The sequence below is a fragment of the Acinetobacter sp. YH12249 genome (assembly GCF_013417475.1).
In the GTDB taxonomy this organism is placed as follows: Bacteria; Pseudomonadota; Gammaproteobacteria; order Pseudomonadales; family Moraxellaceae; genus Acinetobacter.
Genome location: NZ_VPDX01000034.1, coordinates 1 through 26,011, shown reverse-complemented (window position 1 = coordinate 26,011; position 26,011 = coordinate 1). Strand labels below are relative to the sequence as shown.

Sequence of the window (26,011 nt, the reverse complement as noted above, 5' to 3'; positions counted from 1 at the left end):
GTTCAAATGGCGATTCAGCGTTTAATTGGTTTTGGGAAAAAAGAAGAGTTTAAGGAAATTTTGGCAATTTTAAGAAAGCAGAATCCTGATAGGATAAGGGTTCTGTGAAATTTGTCGTGTACAGAGAAAATTAACATAATACACGTTATACGAATTCCCAAGGCATGGCTTTTAGTTATGCTTTTTTTATCAAAAGAGTATACCCGAATGATAAGGAAACAGTTAGTTACAACGAAATATCATTAGAGTTGTTATGTTGATTTAATGATAGCTATATCATTGTAGTATATTCAATTATCTCAAATGATAAACCATGACGACTAGAATCTACTTAAGAGCTTCAACCAAAGATCAAGATGCACAGAGAGCACTAAACCAATTAGATGACTTAAACCAAAGGCTCAAGTTAGGTGAATCGGTTACCTATATTGAGAATTTCTCAGGGACGAAGTTGGATCGTCCTGAACTAAACAGGTTGCTCACAGAAGCAAACCAAGGCGACACGTTATTGGTAGAAAGCGTTGATCATCTGTCCCGTCTAAGCCAAGCAGACTTCCAAGAGCTTAAGCGTAGAATCCAAGAGAAGGGGCTTCGCTTAGTTGTTGCTGACCTTCCGACTACTCATCAACTAATCCAAACCAATGACAGTATTACAAGTTCGATACTAGATCTCATCAACAATATGCTGATTGATCTACTTGCTACTATGGCTCGTTTGGATAACGAGAAACGTATAGAAAGGATCAAGCAAGGCTTAGAGCGTTCAGGGTACAAACCATCAGGTAAGAAACCAAATGAAGCCAAGCACAAAAGAATCAAGGAGTTGCTTGCTACAAATAACATGACTAAGCAGGAAATTGCGAAAGCTGTTGGTTGTGGGGTAGCTACTGTGTATCGAGTAATGAACCGAGGAGAAGATGCAGGGCTGAATCAGCTTGTCGAATCTCGTGCACAACAAGGCAGGATTCGAGTAGCCATTGAAGACCTTTAGTTGAAATGTTAGCCACTTTTTTGGTCCTAACCGGCATGACTTGCGATACATGAAGTGGCATTATTATCATAACCTATAGGTGTTTGCCTATAAGCCAAACTTTCTATAGTCTTTGACAATTACAATTCATAAAAACTAAGTATGCCTGATCAACAGCTTTCCCTCAGTGAATACCTCGAAACAGTTCAAGAGATCGTAAAGATTGCCTTTGGTGATCCTGTATGGGTTAAAGCTGAAATTAGAAGCCTGAACACCAAGAGTGGTCACTGCTACCTAGAACTTGCTGAAAAAGAAGAGGGCACTGATAAAGTCATTGCATCTTGTAAAGGAACCATTTGGAAGTCCACTGCAGCTAAGCTTCTGTACAAGTTTCAGAACGAAAGTGGAATGGAGCTGTCAAAGGACCTGAATATTCTGATTAAAGTCAAAGCCAGCTTTAGCCCACAATATGGGTTCTCAGTAAACATTGAAGACATTGATTCAAGCTTTACGCTCGGTGATCTTGCGAGACGTTACCAACAGATCGTAAAGCAACTCACAGAAGATGGCTTGATTGACAAGAATAAGAAACTCCCTACACCATTTGACATGAACAAGGTTCTCGTCATTGCACCTGAACAAGCTGCAGGATTAGGAGACTTTAGAAAGGATGCTGATATTCTGTATAAAGCAGGGGTCTGTGAATTCATCTATCACTCAGCAACATTTCAAGGTAATACAGCAGCAGCAAGTATAATTGCTTCTTTAAGCCAAGGATTAAGACAGTGGGCCAATGAATACAAAACACCTCCTGACTTGATTGTCATCATTCGTGGTGGTGGTGCTGTCAATGATTTGGCTTACTTGAATGATTACGATCTAGCTGCTTTGCTTTGCAAACGATCAGTACCTATTTGGGTTGGTATTGGACATGAACGAGATAAGACCATTCTCGATGAAATTGCACATCGATCTTTTGATACACCAAGTAAAGTGATTGGCGGTATTAGAAACCATATTGCTGAACGTGTAGATGAGGTCAAGGTTTTCATTCAATCCATCCAACTGTACTCTCAGCAGCAGATCCAAGCGTACCAAAGCCAAAATGATCAGTTAATGCAAATCACCAAATCTATGGCTCAGGCACAACTTAATCAAGCCAGCAAACAAGCTGACCAAGTGAAGACGAATGTCCATTACTTTGCTCAGCAACAATTGAAACGAGCAACGCTTAATGTGGAAACGCTGATGCGAATGACGCTGATCCAAAACCCTACAAATGTATTGGCTAGAGGTTATGCCATCGTTCGTAGTGGAGGGAAGGCTATAACATCCATTCATCAAGCCAAGGATCAAACTTTGGCGATTCAATTACATGATGGTTTAATCAATACACAAGTTTTACAGGTGAAACCAAATGAGTGAACAACAACTAACATTTAAAGAAGGCTATGACATCTTAAAGAAGAATGCTGAGCTTCTAGAGTCTCAAGAGGAGCCGGACATTGATAACCTGATGAAAGTTGTTGAAGAATCCATGGCAGCTTATAAAAACTGTAAGCAACGCATTGATGCAGTACAACAAGCATTGAATGAAAGCTTTAAGGATTAATCTTTAATTGTTAGCAGTTGATCCCACTTAAAGTAGTTCTGTGTTAGCCGATCTCGTGACATATTCCATGTTCTGTTCGGCATTAAACTCGCGCCCAAGGCAATCTTGGTTTTGCCATACTTAAGATGAATCGCTTCAAGGGAATCCATCAAGGCATTGCTGACTTCGATGTGTTTCATATCAGTGAACATGTCATACACATGGTTTTCCTTTGGTTCGAGACACGTCAGAATCACGCCGCATTTCTTGAATGCTATATCCTTTGCATACAGGCCATCAATCATCGTTGTAGCGAGTTTAGAGAGCACTAATAAGTTGTCGGTAGGTTCTGGTAAAGCTAATGATAAAGACTTGTTGTAGAAGGGCTTTGAGCTATCAAATGGGTTTGATTGAACGAAACCAATCAGACAACCACACAACAAATTATCATCTCTCAGTCTGCTAACCGCATCCATAACATACAAGGAAATGGCTTCTTTAAGATCATCAATGTGGTAGATGCGTTGACCATGTCAACGGCATTCTAAAATTGACCCCTTTTACCTTTCAAATGGCAAAGTAAAATTGACCCCTTTGATCTCGTATTAAATTTCAACCTGGGGCTGAATCCCAATTCTTTTTTTATCCTTCAAACGATAACTCTCACCCGATATTTGTACCACATGACAGTGATGCAGCAACCGATCTAACATCGCAGCGGTCAACGTAACATCATCCGCAAATGACTTAGACCACTGGCTAAAGGGTAAGTTACTCGTCAATATCGTACTGCCTTTTTCATAACGCTTGGCAATCACGTTAAAGAACAGATTCGCTTCTTCACGTCCAAACGGTAAATAACCAATTTCATCGATAATCAGTAACTTTGGTCCCAGTACCGCACGCTGCATATAGGTTTTCAATTTACCTTGCTGATAGGCTGTACTCAGTTGCAGCATGAGATCGGCGGCGGTAATGAACTTGATCTTAATGTTGTTCATGATGGCCTTATAGCCTAATGCCATAGATAAGTGCGTTTTTCCTACTCCGCTAGGGCTTTGTTGCACAAAGATTTAAAAGACAGCACCTGCTTATCTGAACTGAACCGTACCGGGTTTGTCGGAGACTTTTTTATTTAAGTTAGGCCACCTGACCTAACGGGTTAATCTTATCATAGTACATTGCTTCAAACTCAAAAGGCGATACATAACCCAGTGCACTGTGTACACGCTTTTTATTGAACCAATCTACCCAGTTTAGTGTCGCAAGTTGTACATCTGCTAAACCTTGCCAATCTGCTTTTAGATATTCAATCACCTCTGTTTTGTATAAGCCATTCACTGTTTCAGCCAAAGCATTATCGTATGAATCACCAGTAGTACCGACTGATGCTCGTAAATTGGGTTGTGTGAGAGTTTTTCCTAGTATTGAGTAGTGATACATAGCAAAATAAGCATCTTATTGGTGATTAATATAGATATTTAAAAAGAGGTGGTTTCTTGAGGGTTAAGGCATATTTTGAAGATATACATAAAATTATTATTGCCAATTTGCGCTCTGCTGAAAAAGAAATACGAGTTGCTGTTGCTTGGTTTACAGATCCAGAGTTATTTAATGAATTGTGTAAGAAAGCACAACAAGGTATAGATATAAAAATAATATTAATCAATGATCAAATAAATTGTGGTCAAGGCAAGCTTAACTTTATTAGGTTAAAGAACTATGGTTGTCAGGTTGAATTTTTAGACGTTGAAAAATTTAATAAGATGCATCACAAATTTTGTGTGATTGATGGAAGTGTGGTGATCACTGGCTCTTACAATTGGACAAACCAAGCACGAAAAAATGAAGAAAACATTACCGTGATTGAGGGGAATGTTCAAATTTGTCAGGATTATTTAGATATTTTTGAAAAACTACTTAATCCATCTTCATCTAGCTTTGAGATCGCTATATCACCAAATGCAGTAAAAACAAGATTAGAAATAATCAAAAATAGTATTTTACTTGATGAAGTTGAAAATATAGCAGTACAAGTAGGTAAATTAAAACCTGTTATTCAAACATACTCTTTAGGGGGGATATGTCGTTGTCTAGAACAAGGAGAATATCAGCAAGCTGTTGAGGAGATCGCTAACTATCTTAAAAATTTTACAGCAGTGATAGTAAGTGAAGATAACGAAATTCTAGAATTAAAATTTGAATTAAAAATTCTCGAACTCCGACTTGAAGCAATAACTAATGAACAGTCTGATATTGAGCGTAATTTAATATTATTTAATCGCAGACAGTTTGAAATATTAGGCGATATAACAAAGGAAATTTTACGAGCTAAAGCTGAATATCACAAATATCTTTCAGACGAAAAAGATAATAATAAGGAAACTGCTAATTCAAAAAAAGAGGAAGCAGAACAAGCAGAGCAAGACTTCACGGATTATTCAGAAGAATATGAAGAAATACGACAAACTATTGTAGATAGTCTGGATGAAATGTCAGAAAAAGAGTTAAAGCTTATGTTTAAAAAGGCTTGTAACATTTGTCATCCAGATAAAGTACCAGAAGCTCAAAAAGAAGAAGCTAGTGAAATATTTATAAAACTGAAAGATGCTTATGACAATAATGATATAGCACAAGTAAAAATCATTTACGCTAACTTGCAGAAAGGTAATTTTACGCATACGAAAGCAAGTATCTTAAAAGAAAATGAACTTTTGCGTTCAGCAATAATGGAAATCAAATATAAAATTGAAAGCAACTTAAATATTCTTAAGAACTTAAAGCAAGATGATGTAGTGGTTGCAATGCAGAGCATTGGTGAGAATGAAGAAAAGTGGATTGCATTTTTCAAAAGCAAAAGAGAAAGACTTGAAAGTGAATTGTTATATTGGCTTGCTGCTTTAGATAATTTAAAAAAGGGAGAAAATTATGAGTAAGAATGAGATCGCCCTTAGTGTTTTGAATCAAACTCAGATCCAAAGAAGCAGAAAACAAACCTCTTTACTCTTAAATTTAATTCAAGAAGATGATGCCAGTAGATTCGTAAATATACTTAAGTTCATTGAGAGTGAATATGTATATACATACTTTTCTAAAAATACTCAGATAGATTGGACTAATGAATTAATTGAAAAATATGAAGCTCAGTGGAATTGGATACAGCTTTCACAAAATGAATCATTACCATGGTCTATTGAGTTTATTGAAAAATACAAGAAAAGATTGCCCGCCTCGGCAGTATCAAGCAATGAAGTTTTACAGTGGTCTGTCGAGTTTATTGAAAAGTATAAAGATAAGTTGGAATGGCGTAGGCTTTCACAAAATGAATCATTACCATGGTCAATTGAATTAATTGAAAAGTATAAAGATCAATGGGATTGGAATATTCTTGCAGAAAATGACTCATTACCATGGTCGGTAGATTTAATTGAAAAATATAAAGATAAATGGAACTGGGATGTTGTTGATGGGGTTAGAGAAGAAATTTGGACTACAGAATTAATTGAAAAGTGCAAAGATAAAATTTATTGGGAATATCTTTCATATAGTGAATCAATACCATGGTCGATAGATTTAATTGAAAAGTATAAAGATCAATGGGATTGGGAGAATCTTTCATCTAATGAATCATTACCATGGTCGATAGATTTAATTGAAAAATTTAAAAATCAATGGGATTGGGACTGTCTTTCGTATAATGAAGCCTTACCATGGTCTAATGATCTAATTAGAAAATATGAAGATCGGTGGGACTGGTATAATCTTTCAGGTAATGAAGCCTTGCCATGGTCAATTGAATTAATTAGAAAATATGAAGATAAATGGCATTGGGAGAGGCTTTCATGTAATGAAGCCCTGCCATGGTCAATTGAGCTTCTTTATGGGTTGCAAGATCAAATCATTTGGAACACACAGACGCTTAATAGATTTATTTTTAGTGATCTTTTTGTGTGGTCTATTGAGCTAATAGAAGAATTTAAATATAAATTGGATTGGATTTATCTTTCTCGAAACGAAAATTTACCATGGTCTAATGAGCTAATTGAAAAATATGAGGATGATTGGGATTGGGGGAGGCTTTCATGTAATGAAGCCTTACCATGGTCTAATGATCTAATTAGAAAATATGAATATAAATGGGATTGGGGGAGGCTTTCATGTAATGAAGCCTTACCATGGTCAATTGAATTAATTAGAAAATATGAAGATAAATGGGATTGGGGGAGGCTTTCATGTAATGAAGCCTTGCCATGGTCAATTGAGTTAATTGAAAAATATGAAGATAAACTATTTTTTGGAGGGAGTGTTTGGATAAAGGGTTTACCATCTTCTATGTATATAAAAGGCCTTACTGATAATGGGGCTTTACCATGGTCAATTGAGTTAATTCAAAAGTATATAGATAAGTGGGATTGGGAACATCTTTCGTATAATGAAGCTTTACCATGGTCTATTGAGTTAATTCAGAAATTTAAAGATAGATTATTTTGGGGTGGGAAAACCTTTTTTGGGGGAGGATGCATAATTAAATATCATGGGGGGCTTGTTGATAATAAATCTTTACCATGGTCTATTGAATTAGTTGAAAAGTTTAAAGATCAGTTGGATTGGAAGTATGTTCTAAGTGATGCAAATCTTAAATTCCCAACTCTAGAATATGAAATGATGTGTAGTGTTCTAGACCACCACAAATATATCGAGCAGAATATTTAAAGAATAGCTTAATGTTGTAGGGGTATTCCCTACAACAAAACATCTAACATAGTGTTTCTAAATTGTTTTCATGGTGAAATAATCACACTGTTTTCAGCACTTAAACTAAATATAGAATCTAGAAGCTTTTTCTAAAAACTTGGGATATTTGAGAATACATCCAATGACAGATAATCAAAAATTAGCTGATAATCCATCAGGTTTTTAATCCTCAAGGAATTTGATGTGTGCTGAATTATCAGGAGACTTTCCCTTGGGAGGGACGCCTAAAATCGGGAAAAAAGACGCCCGATTTTTTTACACACCATACGCCCCCTCCGGGATGCCATAAATCCAATTGAATTATAGAGTTAGATTCTTTTTTTCAAATCAAAGCTGTAGCAAAATGGTACTTAAAACACTGATTTTTAATAAAAATCTTTGCTAGAAGTAGCACTCATTTTTTAGTTTAAAAAAGCACTTTTAAAAAAAAGTTGCATGCTGTTGCATATTTTGGTTTAAGTTGTTGAAAGTAAATAAAATAAGTTTTAAACAAAAAAGTAACATTTTTAGTGCTTAAGTATTAAAAAAGCCCAACATCAAGTTGGGCTTATAGTCGAATTTCGAATAAGAGATTTTATGTTAAATAAAAAAGCTACCTCAATGGGTACTTAAGTTTTATACAATTGGACTAGTCCATTGCTTTAGCTCTATTTTCAATGAAGTCAATCTCATCCTGTGTCAAATTATATTTTTGATAAAGTTGTTGGTCAATCTCAGCAATAGATTTACTCCAATCAATATCAGAATTTATTGTGAAATCCTGCAGTGGTATATATGCCCATTTTAAGGGAGGATTATCTTGGGTAATTTTTAAAATTCCAGTCGGTACGACTGGTGATTCATACGATAATGCTTTGGCTGAAACAGTGAATGGCTTATACAAAACAGAGGTGATTGAATATCTAAAAGCAGATTGGCAAGGTTTAGCAGATGTACAACTTGCGACACTAAATTGGGTAGATTGGTTCAATAAAGAGCGTGTACATAGTGCACTAGGTTATGTTGTCAACGGCATTCTAAAATTGACCCCTTTTACCTTACAAATGGCAAAGTAAAATTGACCCCTTTGATCTCGTATTAAGTTTCAACCTGAGGCTGAATCCCAATTCTTTTTTTATCCTTTAAACGATAACTCTCACCCGATATTTGTACCACATGACAGTGATGCAGCAACCGATCTAACATCGCAGCGGTCAACGTAACATCATCCGCAAATGACTTAGACCATTGGCTAAAGGGTAAGTTACTCGTCAATATCGTACTGCCTTTTTCATAACGCTTGGCAATCACGTTAAAGAACAGATTCGCTTCTTCACGTCCAAACGGTAAATAACCAATTTCATCGATAATCAGTAACTTTGGTCCCAGTACCGCACGCTGCATATAGGTTTTCAATTTACCTTGCTGATAGGCTGTACTCAGTTGCAGCATTAAATCCGCTGCGGTAATGAACTTGATCTTAATGTTGTTCATGATGGCCTTATAGCCTAATGCCATAGATAAGTGCGTTTTTCCTACTCCGCTAGCCCCCAGAAACACCACATTTTCTGCTCTAGCAATAAAGCTCAGATTGAACAGTTCAATCACCTGTGATTTAGGGGCCCCTAGGGCATAATTAAAATCATAGTCTTCCAGGGTTTTGACTTGAGGCAGGCCTGAGAGTTTCATCAGTACCTGCTGACTGCGCTGTTGCTTGGCAGCATATTCATGCGTCAAGATCGCTTCAACAAAGTCGGCATAACTTCCATCTTGACCTAATGTTTGTTGTGCATGATGTGACCATTGTGATGCGATGGCAGGCAGATTGAGCTTTTGGCAAAGCTGCTCTATACGGTCGTATTGCAGATTCATCAGGAAACTCCCAGCAACTGGTCATATACCGATAAGGGATGCTGCAAACTCTCGTAGGGCATGACATGCTGTGCTGCTGCAACAGGTACAGTGCTAGAACCTGTATCTGATTGCGGTAATGGCGTAAATTTTTGCTGCTCCTGTTGCAGTCGAACAGCCGGTTTTTCTTGCGTGGTGGCATGAATCCGCTGATTGGCGGTTTCATGCAGCCACCGGCCAATGTGGGCATTGGCGACATCAACATCTAACAGTAAACCCGAAGTCTTCAGGCTTGCTTTCAATGGCACAATAAAGCTTGATTTGAGGTATCCATTAAAGCGTTCAACTTTGCCTTTGGTCTGTGCACGGTAGGGCTTACATACGCGAGGACGAAAGCTGTATTTCTTGGCGCAGTCGAGCAGTTTGGGGTTCCATTTATGCTGCCCCTCCTGATAGGCATCCCGTTCAATCATGATCGTTTTAGCGTTATCAAACAGGATTTCTTGAGGTACTCCTGCAAAAAACTGAAATGCATTTTCTAGACCATCGATCCATGCATCCGTACGTTCATGATCATAAAATTTCACGAAAGTCGCTCTGGAATACCCTAATGTTGCGACAAAAGCTTTTAAAGTCGTGTTGTTACGTCGAATCGTGGTGAAATCCACTTGCATTTGTTGGCCAGGTTGGGTTTCAAAACGAATGATCGGTTCCGGTTGAGCAACTGGTTTTAATGTTGCAAGATATTCCCTCAAGATCCTGATCTTTCCTGGATATCCCAACCCTAAAATTTCCTGGTAGAGCACAACAGCAGGAATCCATTCAGGATGAGCTGCGTTTACACGTTGGAGTAAATAGGGTTTATGCGACCTTGGGCCTTAGGGCGCAAGAACTGGCTGTTTGCAGGTTCGCTGCGCAGTGGTCAGCGAGCGGCAAACATCATGACTTTAATCCAGTCAGCAAAGCTGAATGGCTTGGATCCGTATGCCTATTTAAGTGATGTGCTGAAAAGGCTGCCGACGCATAAAGCGACCCAAATAGAAGAATTACTGCCACATCGCTGGAAATCCAACTCAAATTAAAAAATAGGCATGGGGTTCAGCGGACGCTTACGCTTTACAAGCCTGAACGATCTGCTGTTTAAATTCAGCACTGTATGTTCTTCGTTTTTTCGCAAGAGATGCGATGGATGTCTGATTATTTGTAGTCATAAATTTAAGTCCCCACTTGTTTCTAAGTGGGGACTAAATTAAGGCTTATAGGATGAATTCAGAAGGTGTGTTCAGCGGACGCTTACCGTTTTTTAGCAACAGGAGGTGTTGCTGAATATATATCCATGTTCATGGATTAAGTCCCCACTTGTTTTTAGGTGGGAACTAAATTAAGGCTTATAGGATCGCTTGGTAAGGCTGTGTTAGCCGGATGCTTACCTTTGAATTAATAACTTTTAACTCAATATCTAATAACAATCTTTAAACCAAAGGTGCTTAGGAGTTTCATCATAGATTCCAAAGTCGGATTACTATTGGGCTGTTCCATTTTTTGCAAAGTTTGGGGTGCTATTTTTGTGATTTTAGCCATTTCATTTAAAGTCAAATGAAGCTCAGTTCGGATATAACGAGCAACCTTGTAAAATGGCCAGTCAGGATTTTGATTAATCGTCTCCAATATTTCTTGGCGCTTTCTTAACTGCTCAATTGCCGTCATAGGTTTATAGCGCTTATCCACGTGCTAACTCCTGAATCTGCTGGCATATATTTTCAATCCGGTACTGACTATTTTGCAAAATCTCCTGAGAGATCTGCAATTTGTTCATTTCGGCCATCAATCCTCGATAGAGGGGTAATTGCTTGACTAACTCTGCCTGAATTTCATGATGTTCAATACCAGTTTTCGCTGTGACTTGTTCAATCACTGAACGCCAAATTGGCATACCACCATGATCATCTTTTTCCCAACGAGTCGTTCGTGCGATACCATCAGGATGTAACCACATCGGTGCAAAATCGTAGAGTGGAGTCAGTTGTATAATGCCATTATTCAAGCGTTGTATCGCTGTATTGCGGCTATGATTATCTTTATTGCCTAAGGCAACATTGGCCAAATCACGTTTAAGATATTCGAAGATCTCCTCTTTCGGATGACTACAACACTGTGTGAGTAATTCACAGATTTGATTATGAGTCATCCTAATACCAAAACCAGCTTTTCCACTTAGAGATGCAAGACTTTCCTGTGCAATACGCTGGACTTTTCCATCCTGTACGTAGCGATCAAATCTTGGAATAAACAGGGTTTTACCATGTAATTGTAATTCCTCATGTACGCGTAAACCCAAATAATGAGCAATTTTCATATAGTGTGCTTCATTAGTTAAAATTTTATTCAGGCTTTCGTCACTACCACGACTGAACTTCACTAACCAATGTTTTTTTACCTGATGATCTGCAAGTGTGTGATCTAAATAAAATAGGTCATCATGTCCTTGGGAGAGGAGTAGCTTTGGCCATTCACCTTGAACACCTGAAGAGCCGGCAATGAATAAGCCATAAGAGGCGAGCGATTCAATGAAGTGCTCTTTTCGTTCTATAATCTCACTTAGGCTAAAGCCTATATTTTGATCAGTCGGAAAGCTCCTTTGCAGCCACTCATGAGCTTCTTTAATACGTAAATGTCCAATCGGGTTGCCAGCTCCAGCTTTTAAAAGTGCCCAATCTGCTTGTTCTTGTGCATTTTCACTGTAATTTAGTTGTCTTAATAATTCTTTACGACCATAGCCCTGTGGAAGTAAATCCATTAAGAAAGCAGGCCAAGTTTCATTAATTTTATTTTGTACATTCACAGGAAAATGATAGGCGAGTGCATGGCCATCATGTAAGTCCATATAAGAAATTGCATATTCAAATAAATATGAAGTACGAGTTGGTGTTTGCCAACCATGCTCATTTTCACCCATCAACTCAACAATTGCACAGTCAAGCCACTGGTCATCCTGATAAATTTGAATGGTACAATATTTACTCATAACTTTATTAAAATAGTAAAATATATTAAATATTCTTATTATATACCTATTTTAATAAAATAATATTAATTATCTTTCTATTTGCTTGTTAGCCAGTATATTTCTACATGGGAATAACAAGTCATGTGAGTTGATCTCACCGGCTGCTATAGTTTGAGGCAACATCGTCAATAAACATTAGCAGACTACATTTATCAGCATGTCCTTCAAATTAATCATGATATGAGCCGTTAATAAGTCAGCTGCAATCATCCAAGAATGCGGTGTTTTCGTTAAAATATTGAATCCATGAATGCTGGTCAGCTTTTCATGCACTAGATTCAGCCACTTGAGTCTAAAAGGAGCTTGGAATTACAGGTTTGACCATGTGCAGTAGGAGCTGATGCAGATGGACCTTGAGCTTTATATTTTTTCAGTAAGCGTCTGATCTGGCGTTCTGAAATGTGAAGTAGCTGAGCAGCCTGAGATTGGGTGATGCGTTGATCACAGATTTCTTGCAAGACCGACAATCGTTTAAGTTCTTTATCCGACATAAACACCAACATATCAAACCGTACGCTTCGATAATCGCAAAAGCGAGTATTCTTTACTTTGGAGAAACCGGACATTTCTATTTTGGAGTTACAAATGTTGTTGCTGTACTTCGTATAACATTGATTATGTTAAATTGATATCAAGTGGCAAAATTTTCATTAATTTTGATATATGGTAATGATTTACTCACTTTAATTGTCAATATTTCTTATGCTGAAAGTATTCATAGGTTTCAATCGCAAATAGAATAACCGCATTTAATAATGCGGTTATAATTTTAACCTTTGATTGGTAAAATTTTTAAATATTTTCCTGTTCATATTCTAAAATTGCTTCTTTTGCAATACGGAAACTATCTACAGCAGCTGGCACGCCACAGTAAATTGCTACTTGCAAGAGTACTTCTCGAATTTTGTCTTTAGGCACGCCATTACGTAAAGCTCCTTTAACATGTAGCTTCAATTCATGCGGACGGTTTAAGGCTGATATCATAGCCAGATTAATTAGACTACGTTCAGGTTTGCTCAGTTCTTCACGTCCCCAGACCGCCCCCCAACAATACTCCGTGACCAGTTCCTGTAAAGGTAAGTTAAAATCATCAGCATTGTTGATCGAATTATTGACATAAGCTTCGCCAAGCACCTGTTTACGAATCGCTAAACCTTTTTCAAATTTTTCATTACTCATTAGCCTAATCCTCCAAATAAGGTGTATTTGATTTCGAGATAATCTTCAATGCCATATTTTGAGCCTTCGCGCCCTAAACCTGACTGTTTAATTCCACCAAACGGTGCAACCTCATTTGAAATCAAGCCTTTATTAATTCCAACCATACCGTACTCGAGTTGTTCACTCATGCGCCACGCACGACCTAAATCTTGTGTGTAGCAGTAAGCAGCTAAACCAAATTCTGTGGCATTGGCCATCTCAATTGCTTGTTGCTCAGTTTCGAACTTAAAAATTGCAGCTAATGGTCCAAAAGTTTCTTGAGTTGCAACATCCATCTCTGCAGTTACATCGGCAATAATGGTCGGTTCGTAAAATAACTCACCAGCGCTGTGTTGTTTTCCACCTGCAACGGCTTTGTTGCACAAAGATTTCATAACTATATGATTTTAAAAGTTTTGATTATTTTTTGATCTAAAATTAAATCTATTTAAATCAGATGCTTACATATTTATGCAACAAAGCCACCCAGTGCACTGTGTACACGCTCTTTATTGAACCAATCTACCCAGTTTAGTGTCGCAAGTTGTACATCTGCTAAACCTTGCCAATCCGCTTTTAAATATTCAATCACCTCTGTTTTGTATAAGCCATTCACCGTTTCAGCCAAAGCATTATCGTATGAATCACCGGTCGTACCGACTGATGCTCGTAAATTTGCTGCTTCTAAACGATTGGTATAACGAATGGAAAGATATTGCACGCCTCTGTCACTATGATGAATCACGTTCTTTGGCATGCCTCGATCATGCAATGCTTGCTCCAGTGCATCGAGCACCATATCTGTATTCATACGTGTTGATACTTTCCATCCAACAATTGCTCGCGAGAACACATCAATAATAAAGGCGGTATAGACCCAGCCTGAATGAGTTTGAATATACGTGAAGTCAGCGACCTGAGAAGCATTGCTTCGCAAGGGTCAGGATGATCTGCATTAAAATTGCGTTTTACTAAGTCATCTGCTCGTTTTTGATCATCTCGGCTACGGGTGGTTTGTTTATTCTTACCACGCCAAACACCTTGTATACCTAGCTTCTGCATCAATCGAGCAACTGTACAACGTGCGATAACATAACCTTCACGTTTCAATTGTTGCCAGACCTTACGCACACCATATCGACCTAAACTTTCTTTCCAAATACGTTTGATTTGCTCTGCATGATATAAATCATGCAGAGCACGTTTCGCTCGATGTTCTGGGTTATCAACGAGATCTAAAGCCCGATAATAGGTCGAAGCTGCAATCGGTAAAATTCTACAAATCGCTTCAACACCATATCGATCTTTATTGTTCTGGATAAAATCCACCATTATTTGTGTGGGCGGTCGAGCTCCGCCTGGGCGAAAAAAGCGGCTGCTTTACGTAGAATTTCATTGGCACGTTTTAATTCTTTAATTTCACGTTCCATTTGCTTCATTTTTTCTTGGTCAGATATCTGTTGTACTTTGGCAGGATTTAGTTGATCCATATGCTTTAAATACCAAACACGCAATGTTTCAGGAGTACAACCAATCTTAGGTGCAATAGCTGTGATTGCAGCCCAAGTAGAAGGATAATCTTTTTCAGATTCAATCAATAATTGAACCGCTCTTTCTCTGATTTCAGGGGTATATTTTGGTTTTGTCATTGGAACATTCTCTCAAGAAAGTTGGTCTCCGACAAACCCGGTACGGTTCAGTCTCAATTTTCACACTTTATGCAACAGAGTCGTTTTTATCCTAAGGTCCTTACCACTTGTATTCTTTACGAACATATATCTAAAAAGTGTAGCAAGTTGCTACACTTTTCGCTAGATCAACTCTTTACCAAAAATATCATTCAGTCTTTCACGAATACTATGGACGAATTCCGGATTACTTTTAAGTTTATGCTTCATATTTCGTTTAAAGTCATTCAACCCCATACCAATTTCAGCAAAATCCATTTGGAATAAAGTGTCATTAATGACAATATTTGCTTGAGAGTCAGTGAGGCATCCTACTTTTTTAAACCACTTCTTGAACTGCTGATAATTTTCATCATTATTAAAAATATACCAAGAACGTACATTCATATCGAATTTAGCCCCTAATTCTTTTACGGATGCATTGTCTTCAAATGGAACATCAAGATAGATTTTTTCAATCACTGCAAATTCATCCAGTGCCTTATCAGCAATCCGATGATGCAGTTTAAAATTCACACCTACAATTGGACGGCCTTTCTTAACGGTTTCATACTCTAACTGTAGATCTGTATTTTCGTTAATTTCTGCCACTATTTTGTCTAATACATAGCGTCTAAAATCTACCCAGCGATCATATTTGGTTTCATTAATATCAATCAGTGCTTTCAAGTTTTCTAAAAGTAATGGCACTTCATAACTCTTTTGATTGGCGTACTTAAATTCGTTTTTAATGAAATAAGTATAAAGACTCATACTGGCAACAGAATCTAGGGCAAAAAGATGTTTTAGCTGATAGGTAGTAAAATTACCCCCAGCCAGTTGAGTGAAATACGGCAACACCTCACTGGTAAAACGAATCTGAATCGCATTTTTAGAATCATCTTCCCATCTTAACTCACGGATAATGGGAACGACAGAATGTACTTTTTTAGTCTTTCTCTTACCATTATCAGCTGGCTCCTCAATAATAAAATGAGCTACCCGGGATGAAAGCTCTTTATAAATCCGATCTATTGCAACATTAATTGAATTACGTTTATTTAATCCTAGTAAATCTGCCAAATCATCCTTATACAAATAAATATAAGTTTGTTCGGTAATTTCACCATCTACCCTATTTTTCTCACTATAATTCGCAACCGCCATTGCATATAAAAGTGCCTTATATTCATTGGCTGATAATTCGATTGGGCGAATTAAACGGTTACTGGTACTGACAACGCCATTATGGCGAATGTTGCCTATACAGTAAGGAATATAATTCGATTCTTCTTGCAATGGTTCAGATTCTGTCATAACCGTGATATTTATAATTTAACTTAGTTTTTATATACAAAAGTGGAAAAACTTTCAAGACTTTCACCACAATATTCTAAAAGTGGAAAGTTTGTCATCAAAAAGAAGCATTTTAGCCGATTTCCTGCACTTAAAGTGGAATTAATTATAATCTTTCCACCCTATGATGACAGACCTTCCACCTTTAGTCTCGAAATTACAGTTCAGAAGGTCTATTTTTACTTTTTTCATTCAGGTCTAGTTAGGTTAAGTCAGATAAAAACCCTGATGTGACAAGGCTTCCACCTTTTTGTTAGATTTAAAAGGTATAACTGCACATATAATCATCAGGAAATATCCAATAAAAACAGATTATCCACAGGTTAAGAAGATACAGTGACAATCTTTCCACCTTTAAAGCTTAGTTATGAGACTTTATTAACAGCTTAAATATTTGTTTTTTAAATTATTTTTAAATAAAAATAGCAGTTATAAAAATAGTAGTGACAAACCTTCCACCCTAGTGACAGACCTTCCACTTTATAGTGACAAACCTTCCACTTTATAGTGACAGACCTTCCACTTTACGGTGACAGACCTTCCACTTTATAGTGACAAACCTTCCACTTTATAGTGACAAACCTTCCACTTTTAAAGTTACAAGCACTTGTTTTATATAATAAAAATATGATCCTAATTATTAATTAGCTAAATAACTAATTATTCTAATTTTTAATTAAGCTAGCTTAGTTAAAAATTTATTTTTTAAGTTGTTTTACAGCTGAATAAATAGGATTTATAAATTTAAAAACTATAGTAAGATGAATGAAAGTTATTTATATTACTAAACATTGAAATAAGGAAGCATCTGACACGCATGTCTGCAAAAATTATTACTGTTGCTAACCATAAAGGCGGATGTGGCAAAACAACGACTGTTGTACACCTAGCCTCAGAACTTGCCAATCTTGGCTACAAAGTTTTAGTCATTGATTTAGATCCTCAAGCAAACGCAAGTTTACACATTGGGATCCAACATCCAAGCGAAATTGCTGTCACTACAGCAGAATTACTAGTGGGCGATATTTCGTTGTTGGCAGATGCATTACAAGAAGAAACGAACTTTGAAAAAGTATCATTAATTTATGGTTCCTTAAATTTAGGAAAAACTGAAGATCAACTAAAAGAAGAAGCTCCCCGTCCTTCTGAAGAGTTAAATATCAAGTTAAAACTATTAAAAGATCTTTATGATTTTATATTGATCGACTGTCCACCTAGCCTTAAATTATTAACAAGCAATGCCTTGGCATCTTCAACACATGTCATTATCCCTATCGAATCAGGATCACAATATGGATTGTATGGGGTAACAGATCTTTTAAATCATCTTGAAAAAATCAAACGTATTAATCCAGATTTAGAGCTTTTAGGCGCTTTACTAATTAAGCATGATGAACGTCAGAATGTCTGTAAGCTGATTCGGGATGAAGCCTTGAAACAGGTAGGTAAAATTTTAGAAACCACAATTCCTCAAAGTACTAAAGTCAATCAAGCAGCGATTCTGCAACAACCACTTTTGAAAGTAGAAAAAAATTCAAAAGTACGTAAGGCTTTTGAAAGCCTTGCCAATGAAATTGTAGTGAAAATTAAAACCTGAGAGCATTATGGCAAGCACCAAAGAGCTTTTAGCTCAGAAACTGAAACAGAATACAGAAAAACATCAGCAAGCACAGAAAGACAATATTAAAGAGCCGAAAGAGTTTAGACGTAATGTCCCTATTGAGGATATCAGCCGAAGTCCAAACCAGCCGCGTAAAATATTTGAAGAGTCACAGTTAAAAGAACTGGCGGATTCTATTAATGAAATCGGCCTTTTGCAGCCCATTACAGTGCGTAAACTGGATAATCTGAAATATGAACTGATTGCAGGCGAGCGACGCTTACGGGCACATCAATTACTCGGAAAGTCTGTGATTGAAGCCATTATAATTGATGCAAATAATGTAGAAGCATCTTTGTTAACCCTGGCAGAGAATTTAAAGCGTCAGGATCTGACAGATTATGAGATTTTTATTGGCCTGAACTCACTTGATGAGAAATTAAAGAAAAACAAGCAACGTTTAGCCAATTCACTGGGTTTAAATCGCGAAGATATGTACAAGTATTTAGCATACGAAAAACTGCCGCAAGCAATTTTAAATGACCTTGATGTGGAACCAGGCTTGCTAGGCCGTACTGCTGCAACTGCATTCAAAAAATTTCTATCGGATCATCTTGAACAACTCTCTGAAGCCGAAGTGGCCTTACTCGGAGCTTGGGAAAAATTAAAAGACAAAAAACTCGAGCAAAGCAAAGTTACTACTTATGCTGAAAAACTATTGAGTCAGAATCCAGAAAAACTGACCACAACATCCGTGGTCAGAAAAATTGAATATGCCGGTAAGATTGCGGGGAATATCAAACTGAATCAAAAACAGCTTAAGGTTTCTCTGAATATCTCGGAAATTGACGAAGCCAGTCTCTTACAATTAGAAGATTTCTTAAAACAGCTGATTCAAAAAAGCGAAAAAGTGTAGCAAGTTGCTACACTTTCTTAGCACCCTGAAACTAATTACATCCTCATGCATTATTGAAATTTATTTTCTTAAGTATGCTTCTTTACATTTGGTCTTTGAGAGTACTGTTACTTCGGACTGAGATTAAATTCTGCCTTTCTTCTTGTGGAGTAGTTTTATATTTATCCGGAAATATTATATATGTCCATATAAGCACTCCCAGTTTTCAGGTTTTGTATCAAAATAATCAATTCTTATCAGATTTTTCGATAGGGAAGTATATGTGCTGGTGGAACATAAATAATTTGGTGGTGTTTCAAAAGGTATGCTGCCGTTAAAAAAATACGTTATTAAGGTAAAAGAAAGTAAGCATCCAGCTAACACAGCCTTACCAAGCGATCCTATAAGCCTTAATTTAGTTCCCACCTAAAAACAAGTGGGGACTTAATCTATGAACATGGATATATATTCAGCAACACCTCCTGTTGCTAAAAAACGCAGAACATACAGCAAAGAATTCAAATTCAGTATTGTCAATGCCTGCAAAAATCCTAATACCTCGATCGCTTCGGTCGCACTGCAACATAGTATTAATGCCAACCTTGTCAGTCGTTGGATCAGGATCTTCAGCCATCATGATGGTGCCGTGCAGGATCCTACTCATGTGAATCCAGCATTTATTGCTTTGCCTTACACTGCTGCAATCAGCCAACCTATTGATGAGAGGATCACGTTGTGTATCACCGTGCCTCATACGAATAATGATATTCAGCTAAAATGGCAGACATCAGAAATACCTGCCTTGGCAGAATTACTCAAGGCACTGGCAACATGATCCGTATCAATGAAATTTGGCTCTCTACCCAGCCCATGGACATGCGTGCAGGTATGGATACGACCATGGCTCAGGTGGTGAGAGCCTTTGGCTACATCAAACCGCATTGCGCCTACCTGTTCTGTAATAAACGTGGTCATCGTATGAAAGTGCTGGTACATGATGGACTGGGCATCTGGCTGTGTGCCAGGCGGCTGGAACAGGGAAAATTCCACTGGGCTCAAGTTCACCAAGGTGAAACCGTGGTCCTCAACCCGGAACAGTTACAGGCATTAATCCAGGGTTTGCCCTGGCAGCGCATTGGACGACAGCAAGTGGTAACAATGCTCTAAACCAAGCTCGGCTATTCTGCTATTCTCCAAACGTTCTATTTCATTCTCTTCATGACCTCAGGCATACTGCGGTCATGAATACGCTGCCTGACTTAAGCCAACTGACCCATGAACAACTGCTGGAATTTACCCGGCAGTTGGCGATGCAGCATCAGTCTCTAGCACAATCAAACCAGCAATTAGATTCTAAAGTTCAACATCTTTCTATTCTCAATCAAAAATACGAGCATGAACTGGCGCTGTTTAAAAAGCACAAATTCGCCCAAAAGAATGAACACTTAACGGCAAAACAAATCCATCTGTGGGATGAAGCGGTTGAAGAAGATATTGCCGCGGTTGATCTAGAACTGGAACGGCTAAATGCAGATAAAACTAATGCAGCGACACAGAAAGCCAAAACCAATAAACCTAAACGTCGACCACTGCCAGATCATCTACACACCATCCGTATTGAGCATGAACCTGCATCAACCCAATGTGCTTGTGGCTGCCAACTCCGTCGTATCGGCGAAGATGTCAGTGAAAAACTGCATTTCAGACCGGCACAGTTCTATAAGGAACAGCATGTGCGTGGTAAATGGGTCTGTGATCAGTGTGACACTCTGACTCAGCAAGCGATGCCCGCCTATGTGATTGATAAAGGCATTGCTTCACCTGAATTGCTCAGCCATGTGCTGGTATCGAAGTATGCCGATCATTTGCCGCTGTACCGTCAATGTCTGATCTATCAGCGGGCGGGAATCGAACTTTCTAGATCAACTTTATCTGACTGGATAGGTCGCTGCGGTGTAGAACTGGAACCTCTGGCCAATGCCTTAAAAGAGGTGGTACTACAACAGCAGGTGCTGCATGCAGATGAAACACCGGTCACCATCATGCGGATGGGTGAGAATAATAAAAAACCGAAGAAAGGTTATGTCTGGGCCTATGCCACTACACAGTACAATCCAGTTCAGGCGGTGATCTATGACTTTCAGGATAGTCGTTCAGGCCAGCATGCTGAAGAGTTCTTGAAAGGCTGGCAGGGCTATCTAGTCTGTGATGATTACAGTGGTTATAAAGCACGCTTTAAATCAGGCGATGTCATTGAGGTGGGCTGCATGGCGCATGCACGTCGTAAATTCCATGAACTGCATGTAACTGGGAAAAGTCAGGTCGCTGAACAGGCATTAGTGCTGATTCAGAAACTGTATGCGATAGAAGCAGAGCTCAGGAAAAAGACCGATGGTACAGCGGAAGACCGCCGCGAATACCGACAACAGCATAGTCAACCAGTGATGCAACAACTATATGAATGGCTCAACCAACATCATCTGACAGTGCCATCGAGTTCTCCCACCGCCAAGGCCATCAATTACACTCTGAAGCGTTGGCCAGCTTTAAGCCGCTATCTGGATGATGGCAATCTACCGATTTGCAATAATTGGGTCGAGGTGCGACACGAAGTCGCTTAATGAAGTTGTTCCCCCTGCGGGAACCACCCGTGTCACCGGGTGAATCTAGAAGGCTGAATAAAGAGCGCCTTCGACAATGTAACGAGGCACCGCAAGGTGCGGGGTATCAATCGTGAGAGGCGTACCCTTCTGGCAGCCATAGCCGGACAAGGGCTAGATAATCGGTATGGTGAACACATGTGAATCTGCGTAACGATCGTCAAGTTGAACGAGCGGAAATGGCTGATACGCTCGAACCAAAACGGTAATGGAGGTGGGAATTGCGTCTTTCGACTACGCATTCGTGACCCATACGCCTCCCGGTCGATAGCAGGCACCTAAGCCGATGTACTTCAGTAAGCGGAACGTGGAAATCCCGTATTACTCCCATTGGGAAAGCAGTTTGCAAAAACTGCCCATGGTGATGCGGGCGAAGGAACGAGGAAAAAGCGAATGCCAGTCTGTAATGGGTTGGATAGAGGTTGAAACATTACCCCACGCGAAAGCGGGCTGACGTCCTTATGGTCTCTCATCACAAGAGAGTGTGTAGAACCCTTTTAATGGAGGGAGAGCAAATGAATGCAGCAGTATCAGCGTGTGCACCTTCCAGCACATCGTGGGACAGCATCGATTGGATTGCTGTACAGCGTCATGTCAGAGGGCTGCAAGCGCGTATTGTGAAGGCGGTACAAGACGGCAGGCATAACAAGGCGAAAGCTTTGCAATGGCTGCTGACTCACTCGTTTAGTGGCAAAGCATTGGCCGTCAAACGAGTGTCTGAAAACAAAGGCAAAAACACGGCTGGGGTCGACAAGGTGACTTGGAATACACCCAAGGCCAAGACCGGTGCGATGATGTCGTTGAAGAGGCGAGGTTACACGCCCCTTCCGCTTCGGAGAGTCCTTATTCCGAAGAAAAATGGCAAGATGAGACCTCTCGGGATACCCACGATGAAATGCCGGGCCATGCAGGCGCTCCATCTGCTGGCTTTGGAACCCATCGCGGAGACCACTGCTGATCGGAACTCTTATGGATTCAGGGCTTTGTTGCACAAAGATTTCATAACTATATGATTTTAAAAGTTTTGATTGTTTTTTGATCCAAAATTAAATTTATTTAAATCAGATGCTTACATATTTATGCAACAAAGCCCTTCGTAGCCTGCTTTTTCTACGGCTTTAATTAAAGTAGCGCGATCAAGTGGTTGATGCGCATAAATGACTGCTTTTTCGGTAGCCAGATTTACATGAGCCGATTCAACACCCTCAACAGATTTTAAAGCTTTTTCCACACGGCCTACACAAGAAGCACATGTCATCCCCTCAATCTCTAATGTTTCACTGTAGTGTGGCGTATCAGTCATTTCGGTACTCATATACGATCTCTATCATTTAGATATGCTGAGTTCTATATGCGAAGATCAGCTCGAACCAAGATTAGGTGGAATTCAGGGATTACTTTTATTTCAAGCAAGTACAGGTTTTATCTGTACGATGAGGAAAATAAGAGAGTAAAAGTGGTAAGGAATTCCCACTGTTACTCTAACAGAGATTAAGCAGGATCAGCTGTAAATCCACGCTCACTGAGAGTGGCAATGACTTGATCCTGACTCACCGTTGTGTTGATTTCAATAATACGGTTTTGTAAATCAATATCGAGTGAGGCATTCGAGTCGAGCTCTTTAATTGCGGTAGTAATGCCGCGTGCACAACCACCACAAGTCATATTAGCGATGTGAAATTTCATATGTTGCTCCTTTTTAACAAAACATTTGTTTAAAACATTAGAACAGTAACTCTAAACTTTCACCATACAACCAGCCTTTTTCTGAATCAGTTACTCGCTGTAACTTGGTCTGTTTACAACCTTACAGTTTTCTTCAGAGTATTCCAAAGAAGAGTGTTCTAATGACTACAGTAAATAACACTAAATATAAAAAAAATGGAAGAATAATTTACTAAGTTATTGTTTTTAAGTTGATCCTTGTTTTATATGGGGGTGATAATAACTTCTGATTACTAGTTTTTACCTTAAATATACCGATTGAAAGATTCATTTAAAGGCTATGAATACATGAGTTTTACAGTTTGGCTAGGTCAGCATGAGTACTTTTCACAAGATTTAAGATCGACCATGAACGTGATTAAGTTATAGGGGATTGATGAAATAGTTTTTATGAATTTCTGGCTTTCTGGGCTGATTTTATCAAATTCATGTCTATGCAAAATTGCGACATATTTCTCGTGCTGGTAGTTATCCAGAGTTTGGTCTGCATCTATCCATAGTGCAGACCTTTTTTTGGTGACAGTTTTTTCTTAGTGATTTTCGATCTGGATGTAGTGATTTCACGTTTGCAGAATATATCTTGGCGGTGATCCATCTAATATTCGTGATTATAAAGAGAGCTAATTCACAGGTTCTACAGATTATGTAGCGACTAACTATATCAAAGTCTATTTGCAGTTGATGGTTGGCGCTTAGTTTATATTTACGCTTAGGTTTCAGTTAAAAAATCAATATTCTGTTGAATCCGTGATTGAATCATCTGTAGGGTAGATTCTCGAATTTGATGGGGATACAGGCGCTGCGCAATTTGACTAAATTGAAGTGCAATTTCACGCATGGTCAAGATGATCTCATCGACTTCTAGAGTAGTCAGATTAGCTTCTGAAGTACCGAGTTTATGTATGTCATTTCGGGAAATATTGAGCGCTTCTCCCATAATGTCCATTTGATGATAACCACCTGGACCCTCGCAGAAGGTCACATCATAGGCTGGAGCCAATTTCCATTGACCATTTTTCTCCATGAGAAATGAAAAGTTCTTAGTATGGTCATCCCGATTATTGAAAAGCACATTAAACACAGCACGTTTAAAAGCATGCAATCTTTCTCGTACATCTTGCGTACACATCAAGGTTGCCCGGAGAAAATTGCGATAGTCTAGGCTACCTGGAACTTTATAGTCTGCTCCTGTATATGCAGCCAAACTCTGCATTGGAATCCGCATACCATTTTGACGATCGAATCGTTTAGAAGCAAAAGCCGTTAAACCATTGGGCAAATTAAAGAAATGGGTATCTGGAGTCTCAATTGCACAAAGTCGCAAACATTCTGCATAGACGGCTTCAATGGCGCAGACTTCAGGATGCTCTTGCTGAGCAGGAAACTTAATCAGCCAGGCTTCATGTTGATCAGAATCTTGAGTCGAAAACTCTAAATTGACAGGATCTCGGTAAACCAACGCTTTTGGTCTGGCACCTTGAGGGGAGCCACCCATGACCAATAAATGCTGTAGAAATTCACCACCTTCACCTTTGAGTACTTCTTGAACTTCCTGGGCCAGTTGTTGTAAAGGGATATTTTCTGAGGTTTGCATGTCAGCAACACAAGGTTCAAAGGAGAGGGCACCCATTGCGTGACTACTAATATAGGTCAGACGCTCCAAAGGTCCAATTCGTGCTGAATTTAAGCCAATTTTTTTGAAATATCGATCCATCAACATCATGCCCCAACCATCTGGTAAAGCGTCATAGACTGGACCTGGGAGTCCCATTTGATGAGTAGGAAAACCTTGTCTGAATGGTAGACCTTTTAAAGGCAGCAAGTAAGAAGAGAGCTCAACACCTTGCTGTATTGCTTCTGGACTATATTCAAAAGCAATGGTGGGTCTACCTGTCGTGGCTGTTGAACTAATCAGCGTTCCCCATAACCATGATTCGCCCCAACCGTTGTAATAAACATTAAGTCTATTGAGCATTATCCCTTCCTCTTAATACGGTGGCGCTTACTTTGACTCTCATAGCGAAGAATGTCATTCACACTGTTAAGCTGAGGTTTAAATAGTTCCTGAAGTTCGTTTAATCGACCCAAGACCATTGCAATACGGACTAAATTTTCAACAGATACATTTCGTCCCGCTTCAAGATTCGAAACTGTATTCACGCCGACACCAGCGCGTGCTGCTACCTCAGCTTGAGACATCTCCAGAAAGAGTCGTTGCTTACGTAAACGCTCACCTAAAAGAGTCACAACTTCTTCTGGTTTAGTGAAATATAAATCCATTAAATTGGGTCTTAAGAATGAATAATTTAATTAAATCACAAAATAATGGAATTAATCTATAGCTATAGTGTGGCTAAGGAGGGCTTTGTTGCACAGCACATCAGAAGGGTAGGTATAGTCCTTGGGTATCGGTTACAGAAAATCATCAGGATGTACTTTGACTGATTGTTGATACGGAGATTTCAGTATTTTCATTTTTCCTAATAGGTCACATTACTTAGAAAGGGTTCTTCGAAAATTAGTTCATACTTTAAAAATCCTATAAATATTGAGGATATTTTCTTAATGTGATGTGTGCTTAAAAAACAGGAGGGTTTAACTTGGTAAACTATACATACTCATTAGGAGTTTACCATGAGCAAGAAACAGAAGACTTACACCGCAGAATTTAAAGCTGAAGCCATAAAAGCCATTG

Annotated in this window: 16 protein-coding genes, 13 pseudogenes and 1 other annotated feature; of the genes and pseudogenes, 13 read left to right on the top strand and 16 right to left on the bottom strand. The window is 38.7% G+C overall.

Going from position 1 to position 26,011, the window contains the following annotated elements; translation table 11 throughout:
* Positions 1-313: 313 nt before the first annotated feature.
* The 3 genes and pseudogenes from FTV25_RS14185 to xseB all read left to right on the top strand — a co-directional run.
* Positions 314-901, top strand: a pseudogene (locus FTV25_RS14185) (recombinase family protein); the annotation flags it as partial.
* Between the two features lie 231 nt (positions 902-1,132).
* On the top strand, positions 1,133-2,395 hold the full coding sequence (xseA, locus tag FTV25_RS14180; protein ID WP_180004301.1) for an exodeoxyribonuclease VII large subunit: 1,263 nt from the start codon (positions 1,133-1,135) through the stop codon (positions 2,393-2,395).
* Positions 2,388-2,582, top strand: a complete 195-nt coding sequence (gene xseB, locus FTV25_RS14175) for an exodeoxyribonuclease VII small subunit (RefSeq protein WP_004644823.1) — start codon at positions 2,388-2,390, stop codon at positions 2,580-2,582. Before xseA ends, xseB begins: the two co-directional genes overlap by 8 nt.
* Here xseB and FTV25_RS14170 read toward each other — a convergent pair.
* The 3 pseudogenes from FTV25_RS14170 to FTV25_RS14160 all read right to left on the bottom strand — a co-directional run.
* Positions 2,579-3,091: pseudogene (locus tag FTV25_RS14170) on the bottom strand (DUF4113 domain-containing protein); the annotation flags it as partial. The gene xseB and the pseudogene FTV25_RS14170 overlap by 4 nt on opposite strands.
* A 75-nt stretch (positions 3,092-3,166) precedes the next feature.
* Positions 3,167-3,616 (bottom strand): annotated as a pseudogene (gene istB / locus FTV25_RS14165) (IS21-like element ISAba8 family helper ATPase IstB); the annotation flags it as partial.
* An 85-nt stretch (positions 3,617-3,701) separates the two neighbouring features.
* Positions 3,702-3,974, bottom strand: a pseudogene (locus tag FTV25_RS14160) (integrase core domain-containing protein); the annotation flags it as partial.
* Between the two features lie 86 nt (positions 3,975-4,060).
* Between FTV25_RS14160 and FTV25_RS14155 the strand changes: the two are divergent.
* The 3 genes and pseudogenes from FTV25_RS14155 to FTV25_RS14145 form a co-directional block, all read left to right on the top strand.
* Complete coding sequence (locus FTV25_RS14155; protein ID WP_174763292.1) at positions 4,061-5,497, top strand: phospholipase D-like domain-containing protein; 1,437 nt, start codon at positions 4,061-4,063, stop codon at positions 5,495-5,497.
* Positions 5,490-7,274 carry a hypothetical protein gene (locus FTV25_RS14150; protein ID WP_180004305.1) on the top strand — a complete coding sequence of 595 codons (1,785 nt, stop codon included), beginning with the start codon at positions 5,490-5,492 and terminating at the stop codon, positions 7,272-7,274. Before FTV25_RS14155 ends, FTV25_RS14150 begins: the two co-directional genes overlap by 8 nt.
* 863 nt (positions 7,275-8,137) lie before the next feature.
* Positions 8,138-8,371 (top strand): annotated as a pseudogene (locus FTV25_RS14145) (integrase core domain-containing protein); the annotation flags it as partial.
* 22 nt (positions 8,372-8,393) lie between these two features.
* Here FTV25_RS14145 and istB (FTV25_RS14140) read toward each other — a convergent pair.
* Both istB (FTV25_RS14140) and istA read right to left on the bottom strand, forming a co-directional pair.
* Complete coding sequence (gene istB, locus FTV25_RS14140) at positions 8,394-9,167, bottom strand: IS21-like element ISAba8 family helper ATPase IstB (protein WP_180004306.1); 774 nt, start codon at positions 9,165-9,167, stop codon at positions 8,394-8,396.
* A pseudogene (gene istA, locus FTV25_RS14135) lies at positions 9,167-10,012 on the bottom strand (IS21-like element ISAba8 family transposase); the annotation flags it as partial. The pseudogene istA and the gene istB (FTV25_RS14140), both read right to left, overlap by 1 nt.
* On the opposite strand from istA, the pseudogene FTV25_RS14130 reads away from it, so the two are divergent.
* Positions 10,010-10,228, top strand: a pseudogene (locus FTV25_RS14130) (IS66 family transposase); the annotation flags it as partial. The pseudogenes istA and FTV25_RS14130 overlap by 3 nt on opposite strands.
* Positions 10,229-10,598: 370 nt before the next feature.
* Here FTV25_RS14130 and FTV25_RS14120 read toward each other — a convergent pair.
* The 7 genes and pseudogenes from FTV25_RS14120 to FTV25_RS14090 form a co-directional block, all read right to left on the bottom strand.
* Complete coding sequence (locus FTV25_RS14120; protein ID WP_016658816.1) at positions 10,599-10,874, bottom strand: helix-turn-helix domain-containing protein; 276 nt, start codon at positions 10,872-10,874, stop codon at positions 10,599-10,601.
* Positions 10,867-12,171 carry a type II toxin-antitoxin system HipA family toxin gene (locus FTV25_RS14115; protein ID WP_180004308.1) on the bottom strand — a complete coding sequence of 435 codons (1,305 nt, stop codon included), beginning with the start codon at positions 12,169-12,171 and terminating at the stop codon, positions 10,867-10,869. Before FTV25_RS14115 ends, FTV25_RS14120 begins: the two co-directional genes overlap by 8 nt.
* Positions 12,172-12,385: 214 nt before the next feature.
* Positions 12,386-12,704, bottom strand: a pseudogene (locus FTV25_RS14110) (helix-turn-helix domain-containing protein); the annotation flags it as partial.
* A gap of 301 nt (positions 12,705-13,005) precedes the next feature.
* Positions 13,006-13,392, bottom strand: a complete 387-nt coding sequence (locus FTV25_RS14105) for a carboxymuconolactone decarboxylase family protein (protein ID WP_177155611.1) — start codon at positions 13,390-13,392, stop codon at positions 13,006-13,008.
* A pseudogene (locus FTV25_RS14100) lies at positions 13,392-13,790 on the bottom strand (aldehyde dehydrogenase family protein); the annotation flags it as partial. The gene FTV25_RS14105 and the pseudogene FTV25_RS14100, both read right to left, overlap by 1 nt.
* Positions 13,791-13,897: 107 nt before the next feature.
* Positions 13,898-15,062 (bottom strand): annotated as a pseudogene (locus FTV25_RS14095) (IS3 family transposase); the annotation flags it as partial.
* Positions 14,671-14,787: a sequence feature (AL1L pseudoknot), on the bottom strand. (Overlaps the previous pseudogene by 117 nt.)
* Before the next feature lie 162 nt (positions 15,063-15,224).
* On the bottom strand, positions 15,225-16,397 hold the full coding sequence (locus FTV25_RS14090; RefSeq protein ID WP_127800989.1) for a replication initiation protein: 1,173 nt from the start codon (positions 16,395-16,397) through the stop codon (positions 15,225-15,227).
* Between the two features lie 856 nt (positions 16,398-17,253).
* On the opposite strand from FTV25_RS14090, the gene FTV25_RS14085 reads away from it, so the two are divergent.
* The 6 genes and pseudogenes from FTV25_RS14085 to FTV25_RS14060 form a co-directional block, all read left to right on the top strand.
* A complete protein-coding gene (locus FTV25_RS14085) occupies positions 17,254-18,033 on the top strand; it encodes a ParA family protein (protein WP_179990956.1) in 780 nt (259 codons plus the stop codon).
* A 7-nt stretch (positions 18,034-18,040) separates the two neighbouring features.
* Complete coding sequence (locus FTV25_RS14080) at positions 18,041-18,952, top strand: ParB/RepB/Spo0J family partition protein (protein WP_119879449.1); 912 nt, start codon at positions 18,041-18,043, stop codon at positions 18,950-18,952.
* A gap of 430 nt (positions 18,953-19,382) precedes the next feature.
* A complete protein-coding gene (locus FTV25_RS14075) occupies positions 19,383-19,766 on the top strand; it encodes a transposase (protein WP_179990955.1) in 384 nt (127 codons plus the stop codon).
* Positions 19,763-20,098 carry an IS66 family insertion sequence element accessory protein TnpB gene (gene tnpB, locus FTV25_RS14070; protein WP_179990954.1) on the top strand — a complete coding sequence of 112 codons (336 nt, stop codon included), beginning with the start codon at positions 19,763-19,765 and terminating at the stop codon, positions 20,096-20,098. Before FTV25_RS14075 ends, tnpB begins: the two co-directional genes overlap by 4 nt.
* A gap of 74 nt (positions 20,099-20,172) precedes the next feature.
* Positions 20,173-21,531 (top strand): annotated as a pseudogene (locus FTV25_RS14065) (IS66-like element ISAba25 family transposase); the annotation flags it as partial.
* 575 nt (positions 21,532-22,106) lie between these two features.
* Positions 22,107-22,571: pseudogene (locus FTV25_RS14060) on the top strand (reverse transcriptase N-terminal domain-containing protein); the annotation flags it as partial.
* A gap of 113 nt (positions 22,572-22,684) precedes the next feature.
* Here the strand turns inward: FTV25_RS14060 and FTV25_RS14055 are convergent.
* From FTV25_RS14055 to FTV25_RS14040, 4 genes and pseudogenes are all read right to left on the bottom strand, one after another.
* Positions 22,685-22,906: pseudogene (locus FTV25_RS14055) on the bottom strand (cation transporter); the annotation flags it as partial.
* A 176-nt stretch (positions 22,907-23,082) separates the two neighbouring features.
* Positions 23,083-23,277 (bottom strand): heavy-metal-associated domain-containing protein, encoded by a 195-nt coding sequence (locus tag FTV25_RS14050; protein ID WP_179990953.1) that lies wholly within the window; start codon positions 23,275-23,277, stop codon positions 23,083-23,085.
* A 748-nt stretch (positions 23,278-24,025) separates the two neighbouring features.
* Positions 24,026-25,291 carry a type II toxin-antitoxin system HipA family toxin gene (locus FTV25_RS14045; protein WP_000934717.1) on the bottom strand — a complete coding sequence of 422 codons (1,266 nt, stop codon included), beginning with the start codon at positions 25,289-25,291 and terminating at the stop codon, positions 24,026-24,028.
* On the bottom strand, positions 25,291-25,596 hold the full coding sequence (locus tag FTV25_RS14040) for a helix-turn-helix domain-containing protein (RefSeq protein WP_000366814.1): 306 nt from the start codon (positions 25,594-25,596) through the stop codon (positions 25,291-25,293). Before FTV25_RS14040 ends, FTV25_RS14045 begins: the two co-directional genes overlap by 1 nt.
* Positions 25,597-26,011: the final 415 nt, after the last annotated feature.